Below are 9,501 nucleotides of genomic sequence, written 5' to 3'. Positions count from 1 at the left end.
GCCGCAAAACGCGCGGCCGGGCAAGCGGCCAACGCGCTGGTTACGCGACGTTTTCCAGGGTAATACGGGGAGTGATACCCAAGGCATGGCAAACGTCGCGCGTCAACTCGGGGCGGTTGAGCGTGTAGAAGTGCAGCGAATCGACGCCCTCGTCGATCAGCTCCGAGCAAAGCTCGGTGCACAGGGCGGTGGCCAGAAGATCGCAGCGGTCGTCGCGCTCGGCCTTGGCAAAGGCGTCTTCGAGCCAGGCCGGGATCTCGGTGCCGCAGCGGCGGGCGAAATTGCGCGTGCCCTTCCAGTTCTCGATCGGCAGGATGCCGGGGATGATCGGCGCGTCGATGCCGGCCTTGGCGCAGGCGTCGCGGAAACGCAGGAAGGTCTCGGGCTCGAAGAAGAACTGGGTCAGGGCCTCGGAGGCGCCGGCGTCGATCTTGCGCTTCAGCCAGTCGATATCGGCCCGGGCATTGGCGGCCTCGGGGTGCTTGTCGGGATAGGCGCCGACGCGGATCTTGAACTTGCCGGTGGCGGCGAGGGCCTCGATCAGCTCGACCGAATTGGCAAAGCCTTCGGGGTGGGGTTCGAAACCGGCGCTGCCCTTGGGCGGGTCGCCGCGCAGGGCGACGATCTCGCTGACCCCGGCGGCGGCGAAATCCTCGGCGATCTTCAGGGTTTCGGCGCGGGTCGCGTTGACGCAGGTCAGATGCGCCGCGACGTTGAGCCCGCTCGAGCCGTGCAGCGTCGCCACCGCGTCGCGGGTGAGATCGCGGGTGGTGCCGCCGGCGCCGTAGGTCACCGACACGAAACGCGGGCCCAGCGGGGCCAGGGTCTGCACCGTGTCCCAGAGCCGGAACGAAGCCTCGAGATTCTGAGGCGGGAAGAATTCGAAAGATATTGCAGGCGCGGTCATGATCTCGGGTCCAATCTTGTGGTTGCGCTCAACTTAGCGATATGGGACATTAGATCAAATTCATAATCCTAAAGAACATCATGAGCCGAACATGAAGATGCATATCGAGTTCCGCCACCTGCGCACGGTGCGGGCCATTCACGAGGCCGGCGGGCTGGCGCGGGCGGCGGACCAGCTCAACATCACCCAGTCGGCGCTCAGCCATCAGGTCAAGGGACTTGAAGAGCAGGCCGGGGTGGAGCTGTTCGTGCGCCGCTCCAAGCCGATGAAACTGTCGGCGGCGGGGATGCGGCTGTTGCGGCTGGCCAACAAGATCCTGCCCGAGATCGAGGCCCTGGAAGACGAGTTCAACGGGCTGCGCGACGGGAGCTCGGGGCGGCTGCATATCGCCATCGAATGCCATGCCTGTTTCGAATGGCTGTTCCCGGTGCTGGAGAAGTTCCGCCGCATCTGGCCCGATGTCGATGTCGACATCCGCCCCGGTCTGGCCTTTGACGCCATGCCGGCGCTGCAGAAGGAAGAGGTCGATCTGGTGGTGTCCTCGGATCCCGAGGATCTGCCCGGCATTTCCTTTTCGCATCTGTTCGACTATTCGCCGGTCTTCGTGGCCGCCTCGCAGCATCCGCTGGCGGAAAAGCCCTGGATCGAGGCCGAGGATTTTCGCGGCGAGACCCTGATCACCTATCCGGTCGAGCGCGCCCGGCTCGACATCTTCTCGCAGCTCTTGACCCCGGCCAAGGTCGAGCCGGCGGCGATCCGCCAGGCCGAGCTGACGGCGGTCATCCTCTTGCTGGTGGCCTCGAACCGCGGGGTGTCGGTGCTGCCCGACTGGGTGGTGCGCGAGGTCAAATATTCCTCGGATTACGTCACCCGGCCGCTGACCGAGGGCGGGGTGACCCGGCAGCTGTTCGCCGCGACCCGCGACGAGGATCTTGAAAAGCCCTATATGCGCGACCTGATCCGGCTGGCCGGGGAAGAGGCGCGGCGCCTGCAGGCGGCCTGAACGCGGCGCCCCGGCGGCGGCGTCCGGGGGCGGGGCCGTTAAGGCTTGGCAATGGGCGCCGGGCGGCGTATACGCGCGACCTGAACATCTTACAGGAGCCGTGCCATGCCGGGCAGCGCCAATCTGAACATCATGATGAAAGCCGCTCGCAAGGCGGGCCGCTCGCTGGTCAAGGACTTCCGCGAGGTGGAAAACCTGCAGGTCTCGGTGAAGGGGGCCGGCGATTTCGTCAGCCGCGCCGACCTGGCGGCCGAGAAGATCCTCAAGGACGAGCTGATGGGCGCCCGCCCGACCTATGGCTGGCTGGCCGAGGAGGGCGGCGAGGAGCCGGGCAAGGACCCGACGCGGCGCTGGATCGTCGATCCGCTGGACGGCACCACCAATTTCCTGCACGGGCTGCCGCATTGGGCGATCTCGATCGCGCTCGAGCACAAGGGCGAGATCGTCGCCGGGGTGGTCTTTGATGCTGCCAAGGACGAGATGTTCTATGCCGAGAAGGGCGAGGGCGCCTGGCTCAACGACAGCAACCGGCTGCGGGTGTCGGGGCGCAGCCGCATGATCGAGGCGATCTTTGCCACCGGGCTGCCCTTTGGCGGCCGTGCCGAACTGCCCGAGACGCTGAAGGATCTGGCGCGGCTGTTGCCGGCCACCGCCGGCGTGCGGCGCTGGGGCGCGGCTTCGCTGGACATGGCCTATGTGGCGGCAGGGCGCTACGAGGGGTTCTGGGAACGCGGCCTGAAGCCCTGGGACCTGGCGGCGGGCACGATCATCGTCAAGGAGGCGGGCGGTCTCGCGCAGCCGATCGACCCCGCAGGTCATATTCTCGAGGATGGCGCGGTGATCTGCGCCAACGAGCCGATCTTCAACCAGTTCGCCAAGGTGATCCGTCAGGCGTGATCCGTCAGGCGTGATCCTGCGGGCGTGATCCTGCGGGCGTGGTCGGGTCTGGTCGGGGGCGCTGCCCCCCTGGCCCCGAAGGGGCCATTCCCCCCGGAGTATTTTGCAAGAGATGAAGGGCCGCGGCGCTGCCGTCAGCGGTCCGAGGGGTGGTTGACGCCGTCGACCCATGCGATCTCGCCGAGGTCGCGGGGGTTGACCCCCTGCAGCGTGCCGAGGTTGACGCCGTATTGCTGGGGATTGGAGCGCCGCTGGTGATGGGTGTAGATGCCGCAGGTCTTGCAGAAATAATGTTTCGCGGTGCCGGTGTTCCACTGGTAGAGCGTCAGGTTGTCCGCGCCCTTGACGACGCGCAGCCCGTCGAGCGGCGCGCTGACGGCAGCGGCGCCGCGGCGGCGGCAGAAGGAACAGTCGCAGCGCCGGGCGGTGGCGAGCCCGTCGCTGAGGGTGACCTCGAGTTCGACGGCGCCGCAGTGGCAGCTGGCGATATGGCTCATTTGCGTCTCCGGACGGTGGGGATGTTGCTGCGGCGCAGCAGGTCGCGGGCCTCGGGGTGGGGCGGGGCGCCGCTGGTGCGCTGCCAGAACCCGGCGCCGCCGCGTTTCAGCAGCACCGGCAGGGTGAAGAGGGCGCCGGCGACAAAGCCGCCGGCATGGGCCCAGTGGGCGACACCGCCGCCGCCGGCATCGGCCAGCAGCCCGTTGAGCAGCTGCAAAGCGAACCACAGGCCCAGCATCAGCCAGGCCGGCAGCGGGAAGATCTTGAAGAAGACGATGAAGATCAGCAGGATGTCGACCCGCGCCTTGGGGAACAGCAGCAGATAGCCGCCCATGACCCCGGCGATGGCGCCCGAGGCGCCGACCATCGGCACCGGCGACCAGGGGTCGGCCGCCACCTGGGCAAGGCCGGCGGCAAGGCCGCTGGCGAGGTAGAAGAACGCGAAGCCGAGATGGCCCATGACGTCTTCGAGATTGTCGCCGAAGATCCACAGGAACAGCATGTTGCCGGCAAGATGCAGCCAGCCGCCGTGCAGGAACATCGAGGTGACAAGGCCGGTCGGGTCGCCGCCGGCGCTGAGCGCGCGCGGGATCAGCGCCCAGTCATCGAAGACCGCGGCCAGCCGGTAGGGCTGATCGAGCAGCGGCGCATAGGCCAGGAAGATGCCGATGTTGAGCGCCATCAGCGCGTAGACGACATAGGGGCTGCGCCCCGAGGGGTTGTGATCGCGGATCGGGAACATGCGCCCAATGTGGCGGAAATGGCCGGGGCGTCAAGCCGCCCCGCCAAGAAGTGCCGCATTGCCGCCGGCCGCCGTGGTGTCGACGCAGACATGGCGTTCGCCCACCGCCCGGGCGCGGTCGGGCAGGCCGGTGATCAGCGGCAGGATCGGGCCGGGGCGCCGGGCCAGGGCCTGTTCGCAGGCCTGGGCGAGACCGGCGTCCCCCCACCAGATGGCGCCGGAGAAACCGCTCAGGGTCGCGAGATCCTCGGCTTTGACCTGGCCGGTGGTCTGCACCGCGACGCCGCCGAGGGCCTCGATCCGGGCGGCCTGCTCGGCCGCTGCCTGCCGGCCGGGGCCGAGGCACAGCACCGGCGGGCGGGCAAAGGTGCTGAGCCGGTTGGATTCACCGGTCGGGCCGGGCAGCGAGACGGTGCTCCGGGGGGCGCCGGCGGGGGCGGTGTCGATCAGGCTTTGCAGGATGTCGGCGGGCATCGGGATGTCCCAGCTTTCGGCCTCGGGCGTCGCGGTGGCGCTGAAACGGGCGATGTAGTTGGGGCCGCCCGCCTTGGGGCCGGTGCCCGAGAGCCCCTCGCCGCCGAAGGGCTGCGAGCCGACGATGGCGCCGATCTGGTTGCGGTTGACGTAGATGTTGCCGGCATGGATGCGGTCCGAGACATGCTGCACCCGGTCGTCGATGCGGGTCTGCAACCCGAAGGTCAGCCCGTAGCCGGTGGCATTGATGGCGTCGATCACCGCGTCCAGTTCCTCGGCGCGGAATGTGGCGACATGCAGCACCGGGCCGAAGATCTCGCGCTGCAGATCGGCGATGCCCGAGACCCGGATCAGGGTCGGGGCGATGAAGGTGCCGGTCTGGGGCACTTCGAGCTGATACATCAGGCGCCCCTCGGCCTCGGCGGCGGCGATATGGGCGGCGATGCCGGCCTGGGCCTCGGCGTCGATCACCGGGCCGCTGTCGGTATGCAGGTTCCAGGGGTTGCCGACGCGCAACTCCTTCATGGCGCCGGTGAGCATCTCGATCAGCCCCTCGGCGATGTCCTCCTGCACATAGAGGCAGCGCAGCGCCGAGCAGCGCTGGCCGGCGGACTGGAAGGCGCTTTCGATGATTGCGGTCACCGCCTGTTCGGGCAGGGCGGTGGAATCGACGATCATCGCGTTCAGGCCGCCGGTCTCGGCGATCAGCGGCGCGCCGGGGGCCAGGTGGTCGGCCATGGCGGCGCGGATCTTCAGCGCGGTTTCGGTGGAGCCGGTGAAGGCGACGCCGTGGACGCGCTTGTCCGAGGTCAGGAGGGCGCCGACATCGCCGGCGCCGGGCAGCAGTTGCAGGGCGCTGCGCGGCACCCCGGCGCGATGCAGCAGCTGTACCGCCTGATGCGCGATCAGCGGCGTCTGTTCGGCGGGCTTGGCCAGCACTGCGTTGCCGGCCGCCAGCGCCGCCGCGATCTGCCCCGAGAAGATCGCCAGCGGGAAGTTCCACGGGCTGATGCAGGTGAAGGTGCCGACCGGCGCCGCGCGGCTGGCCTGGGTCGCGTAGTAGCGCAGGAAGTCGACCGCCTCGCGCAGTTCGGCGACGGCGTCGGGCAGGGTCTTGCCGGCCTCGCGGGCGAGCAGGGCGAACAGCAGCGCGTGGTTCTCTTCATAGAGATCGGCGGCCCGGTTGAGGATCTCGGCGCGCGCCCTGGGGGGCGCGTCCCAGGCATGGGCCGAGGCAAGCGCGGTTTTCACGTCCTTGTGGCTGGCGGTGGCGACGGTGCCGGGCTGGTCGGCGGGCAGGGCCGGGTTCTGCACCGGCTCGGGCGCATTCGGCGCGGCATCGCCGGCCAGAAGCGGCGCGGCGTGCCAGGCGTGGTCCAGATAGGGCGCCCGCGCGGTGTCGAGCGCCGCGAGCGTCGGCATGTCGCGCAGGTCGAAGCCGCGCGAATTGACCCGTTCCGGAGCGAAGAGCTGCGGCCCGCTGGGCAGGGCCAGCGGCGCATCGGTCAGCGCCTCGAAAGGGTCGCGGGCCACGGTCTCGGCGGGCACCTCTTCGTCGACGATCTGGTTGACGAAAGAGCTGTTGGCGCCGTTTTCCAGGAGGCGGCGCACCAGATAGGCCAGGAGGTCGCGATGTGCTCCCACCGGCGCGTAGATGCGGCAGCGGGTGTTCTCGGCCCTGAGCACGATGTCGTGCAGCGCCTCGCCCATGCCGTGCAGGCGCTGGAATTCATACAGCGAATGATCGTCGGCCATGTCGAGAATCGCGGCCACGGTATGGGCGTTGTGGGTGGCGAACTGCGGATAGATGCGGTCGGTCATGCCCAGCAGCCTGCGGGCATTGGCGATATAGGAGACATCGGTCGCCGCCTTGGAGGTGAAGACCGGGAAGCCGTCGACCCCCAGCACCTGGGCATTCTTGATCTCGGTGTCCCAATAGGCGCCCTTGACCAGCCGCACCATGATCTTGCGGTCCAGCCGTTCGGCCATCTCGTAGAGCGTGTCCAGCGCCGCCCCGGCGCGTTTGCCATAGGCCTGCACCACCACGCCGAACCCGTGCCAGCCCGCCAGCGCCGGCTCGGCCAGCACGGTTTCGATCACATCCATCGACAGCGACAGGCGGTCGGCCTCTTCGGCGTCGATATTGAGCCCCATGCCGGCCGATTTCGCCAAGAGCGCCAGCGAGCGCAGGCGCGGCACCAATTCGTCCATCACCCGGGCGCGCTGGGCCAGCTCATAGCGCGGATGCAGCGCCGACAGTTTCACCGAGATGCCGGGATTGTCGCGGATGTCCTTGTGGGTGCAGGCCGCCGCGATGGCGGTGATGGCGCGGCTGTAGGCCAGATGATAGCGCATGGCGTCGGCGTCGGTCTTGGCCGCCTCGCCGAGCATGTCATAGGAATAGGTATAGCCCTTTTTCTCCATGTTGGCGGCGCGGTCCATGGCGGCGGTGATGGTTTCGCCAAGCACGAACTGGCGGCCCATCTCTTTCATGGCGCGGCCGACGGCGGTGCGGATCACCGGCTCGCCCAGACGTTTGACGGCGCCGCGCAGGGTGCCGATCAGCCCCGGTTCGCGGTCGTCCAGCACCTTGCCGGTCAGCATCAGCGCCCAGGTCGAGGCATTGACCAGCGACGAGGTCGAATGGCCGAGGTGCCGGCCCCAGTCGGAGGGGGCGATCTTGTCCTCGATCAGCGCGTCGATGGTTTCGGCATCGGGCACCCGCAGCAGCGCCTCGGCCAGACACATCAGGGCGATGCCCTCGTCGGTCGACAGCCCGTATTCGGCCAGAAACACCTCCATCAGGCCGGGATCGGTGGTGTCGCGGATCGCCCGCACCAGCTCGGCGCCCCGGGCACAGATGCGCGCCCGGTCTTCGGGGCCGAGATCGGCTTGCGCGATCAGCTCCTCGAGCAGCGCGGCTTCGTCGCAATAGGTTTGGCTGTCCAAGAGGGCGCGGGGGTTCATGGCGGGTGACTCCGGTTGTTTGGCCCAGTATAACCGGAGGGAACCAGTCGAATATCCTGATTTGAGGTGTTTGACGATCCATTCCGACCGAAAAACGGGGGTATAACCATGCAAAGCGGAAAGGTCGAGCTGGACCGTTTCGACCATGCGATTCTCGGCGTGCTGGCGGCCGAGGGGCGGATTTCGGTGACCGATCTGGCGCGGCGCATCGGGCTTTCCAAGAGCCCGACCCAGACGCGGCTGCGGCGGCTCGAGGCCGAGGGGGTGATCGCCGGCTATCAGGCGCTGATCGACCCGATCCGGCTGGGGCTGGATCACGTGGCCTTTGTCGAGGTCAAGCTCAACGACACCCGCGAGGCGGCGCTGCGCGCCTTCAACCGCGGCGTGGCGCAGATCGGCGAGATCGAACAGGCGCATATGATCGCCTCGCATTTCGACTATCTGCTCAAGGTGCGCACCCGCAGCATGGCCGCCTATCGTGCGGTTCTGGCCGAGAAGATCTCGACCCTGCCGCATGTGGCCAGCACCTCGACCTATGTGGCGATGCAGGCGGTGAAGGAGACGGCTCTCGGGGATGTTACTTGATTGGTAACCATTTCAGGGCAAGCTGTAATGCATGAAACCTGTCCTGTTCGCCTTGCTTCTGTTCTTCGCCGCCCGTCCGGCGCTGGCGCAGGAATGCCCCTCGCCGCCGGACCATTCACGGGCGCAGGACGCGCTGATCGCGCGTATCCAGGGGGCGCAGGACGAGATCAGCGCCAGGGTGCTGTTCAACGATCTTTGGCAGTACTGGGCCGACGCGCCGGATGAACGCGCGCAGGAAATCCTCGACAGCGGCATGCGCAAGCGCGCCTCGTGGGATCTGCTTGGCGCGCTCGAGGATTTCGACCGGCTGATCGCCTATTGTCCGCAATACGCCGAGGGGTACAACCAGCGCGCCTTTGTCAACTTCCTGCGCCGCGATTATACCGTGGCGCTGCCCGATCTGGAGCGGGCCATCGCCCTGTCGCCGCGCCATATCGCGGCCCATTCGGGGCGGGCGCTGACCCTGTTCGGCCTCGGCCGCGCCGAGGAGGCGCAGGCGGCGCTGGCGGCGGCGCTGGCGCTCAACCCCTGGCTGCCCGAGCGGACCCTGGCGAGCCCGGCGCCAGAGGCCGCCCCGTCGGGGCAAGAGCTGTAGCCATTTCGCGGGTTTACACGGATGGGCAAGCCGCTATTGTCCGGCTCCGAGCCCTGACCCGGCGCATGCCCGCGTGGTGGAATGGTAGACACAGGAGACTTAAAATCTCTAGGCCCGGAAGGGCCGTGCCGGTTCGAGTCCGGCCGCGGGTACCAGCATGAAAAACCAACCGAAAGCGCGCCGGTACCGGCTGTCGAAAGACGCCTGAACCCACCGCGCGCCGGTGCGGCTCACTCCCGCGTGCCGGCAAACCTCTCCTGCCAGTCCTCGCGCTCGGCGTCGGTGATCTTGCGGAAGGTCACGTCGGGCACGGTGAAGACATGGCCGGGGGCCAGGTTTTCCAGCGCGGCGGGCACCTCGTCGGGCCAGGCCTCGTCGGTGCATTGCATCGCCGCCATCAGCGCCGCCTTGGCGTCGGGGATGAAGGGCGCGGACAGCACCGCGTAGAGGCGGATCAGGTTCAGCGCCAGGCGGATCTGCATGGCGGCGGTCTCGGGGTCGGTCTTGAAGGTCGACCACGGCGCCGCAGTTTGCAGGTATTCGTTGCCCGCCACCCAGATCGCCCGCAGCTCCTGCGCCGATTTGCGCACCTCCATCGCCGCCATATGGCCCTCGTAGGCGCGGATGCGGGTGGCAAGCTCGGCGATCAGCGCGGTTTCGGTGTCGCCATAGGCGCCGCCCTCGGGCACCACCTCGCCGAACTTCGAGCGGCAGAACTTGGTCACGCGGCTGACGAAATTGCCCAGGACGTCGGCCAGGTCCTTGTTCACCGATTGCTGGAAGTTTTCCCAGGTGAACTCGCTGTCGCTGCTTTCGGGCGCGTGGCTCAGCAG

9 protein-coding genes and 1 tRNA gene are annotated in these 9,501 nt (G+C 68.0%); 5 read left to right on the top strand and 5 right to left on the bottom strand.

Annotated features, from left to right (window positions below; translation table 11 throughout):
* Positions 1-40: 40 nt before the first annotated feature.
* The gene (gene metF / locus ABZD10_RS10535) at positions 41-907 is read right to left on the bottom strand and encodes a methylenetetrahydrofolate reductase [NAD(P)H] (RefSeq protein WP_372886368.1); all 867 of its coding nucleotides are present in this window, start codon (positions 905-907) and stop codon (positions 41-43) included.
* A 97-nt stretch (positions 908-1,004) separates the two neighbouring features.
* Between metF and ABZD10_RS10530 the strand changes: the two genes are divergently transcribed.
* Together ABZD10_RS10530 and ABZD10_RS10525 are read left to right on the top strand one after the other, a co-directional pair.
* Positions 1,005-1,910: a LysR family transcriptional regulator gene (locus ABZD10_RS10530; RefSeq protein ID WP_372886370.1), complete on the top strand. Its 906-nt coding sequence runs from the start codon at positions 1,005-1,007 to the stop codon at positions 1,908-1,910.
* Between the two features lie 105 nt (positions 1,911-2,015).
* Complete coding sequence (locus ABZD10_RS10525; protein ID WP_372886367.1) at positions 2,016-2,807, top strand: inositol monophosphatase family protein; 792 nt, start codon at positions 2,016-2,018, stop codon at positions 2,805-2,807.
* Positions 2,808-2,941: 134 nt separating this feature from the next.
* Here ABZD10_RS10525 and ABZD10_RS10520 read toward each other — a convergent pair whose 3' ends face one another.
* Genes ABZD10_RS10520 through putA form a run of 3 tightly spaced genes read right to left on the bottom strand, consistent with a single transcriptional unit; the run spans position 2,942 to position 7,488 of the window.
* The gene (locus ABZD10_RS10520) at positions 2,942-3,304 is read right to left on the bottom strand and encodes a GFA family protein (RefSeq protein WP_372886366.1); all 363 of its coding nucleotides are present in this window, start codon (positions 3,302-3,304) and stop codon (positions 2,942-2,944) included.
* Positions 3,301-4,047, bottom strand: a complete 747-nt coding sequence (locus ABZD10_RS10515; RefSeq protein WP_372886365.1) for a rhomboid family intramembrane serine protease — start codon at positions 4,045-4,047, stop codon at positions 3,301-3,303. Before ABZD10_RS10515 ends, ABZD10_RS10520 begins: the two co-directional genes overlap by 4 nt.
* Before the next feature lie 30 nt (positions 4,048-4,077).
* On the bottom strand, positions 4,078-7,488 hold the full coding sequence (putA, locus tag ABZD10_RS10510) for a bifunctional proline dehydrogenase/L-glutamate gamma-semialdehyde dehydrogenase PutA (protein ID WP_372886363.1): 3,411 nt from the start codon (positions 7,486-7,488) through the stop codon (positions 4,078-4,080).
* Between the two features lie 108 nt (positions 7,489-7,596).
* On the opposite strand from putA, the gene ABZD10_RS10505 reads away from it, so the two are divergent.
* The 3 genes from ABZD10_RS10505 (at position 7,597) to ABZD10_RS10495 (ending at position 8,823) form a co-directional block, all read left to right on the top strand.
* Complete coding sequence (locus ABZD10_RS10505; protein ID WP_372886361.1) at positions 7,597-8,073, top strand: Lrp/AsnC family transcriptional regulator; 477 nt, start codon at positions 7,597-7,599, stop codon at positions 8,071-8,073.
* Positions 8,074-8,104: 31 nt separating this feature from the next.
* On the top strand, positions 8,105-8,668 hold the full coding sequence (locus ABZD10_RS10500; RefSeq protein ID WP_372886360.1) for a tetratricopeptide repeat protein: 564 nt from the start codon (positions 8,105-8,107) through the stop codon (positions 8,666-8,668).
* A 67-nt stretch (positions 8,669-8,735) separates the two neighbouring features.
* Positions 8,736-8,823 (top strand) — tRNA-Leu (locus tag ABZD10_RS10495).
* A 75-nt stretch (positions 8,824-8,898) separates the two neighbouring features.
* Here the strand turns inward: ABZD10_RS10495 and ABZD10_RS10490 are convergent.
* The coding region (locus tag ABZD10_RS10490) for a class I tRNA ligase family protein (protein ID WP_372886359.1) at positions 8,899-9,501 on the bottom strand (603 nt) is incomplete at its 5' end.

The sequence above is a fragment of the Shimia sp. genome, assembly GCF_041624275.1.
GTDB lineage: Bacteria > Pseudomonadota > Alphaproteobacteria > Rhodobacterales > Rhodobacteraceae > Shimia.
The sequence above is the reverse complement of the archived record's forward strand: the minus strand, read 5'-3'. Positions and strand labels throughout refer to the sequence as shown.

Bases quoted from the DNA above. Each gene is read 5' to 3' on its own strand.
- ABZD10_RS10530 (WP_372886370.1), top strand. From the start codon at position 1,005: ATGCATATCGAGTTCCGCCACCTGCGCACGGTGCGGGCCATTCACGAG.
- ABZD10_RS10500 (WP_372886360.1), top strand. From the start codon at position 8,105: ATGAAACCTGTCCTGTTCGCCTTGCTTCTGTTCTTCGCCGCCCGTCCG.
- ABZD10_RS10505 (WP_372886361.1), top strand. From the start codon at position 7,597: ATGCAAAGCGGAAAGGTCGAGCTGGACCGTTTCGACCATGCGATTCTC.
- ABZD10_RS10520 (WP_372886366.1), bottom strand. From the start codon at position 3,304: ATGAGCCATATCGCCAGCTGCCACTGCGGCGCCGTCGAACTCGAGGTC.
- ABZD10_RS10525 (WP_372886367.1), top strand. From the start codon at position 2,016: ATGCCGGGCAGCGCCAATCTGAACATCATGATGAAAGCCGCTCGCAAG.
- putA (WP_372886363.1), bottom strand. From the start codon at position 7,488: ATGAACCCCCGCGCCCTCTTGGACAGCCAAACCTATTGCGACGAAGCC.
- ABZD10_RS10515 (WP_372886365.1), bottom strand. From the start codon at position 4,047: ATGTTCCCGATCCGCGATCACAACCCCTCGGGGCGCAGCCCCTATGTC.
- metF (WP_372886368.1), bottom strand. From the start codon at position 907: ATGACCGCGCCTGCAATATCTTTCGAATTCTTCCCGCCTCAGAATCTC.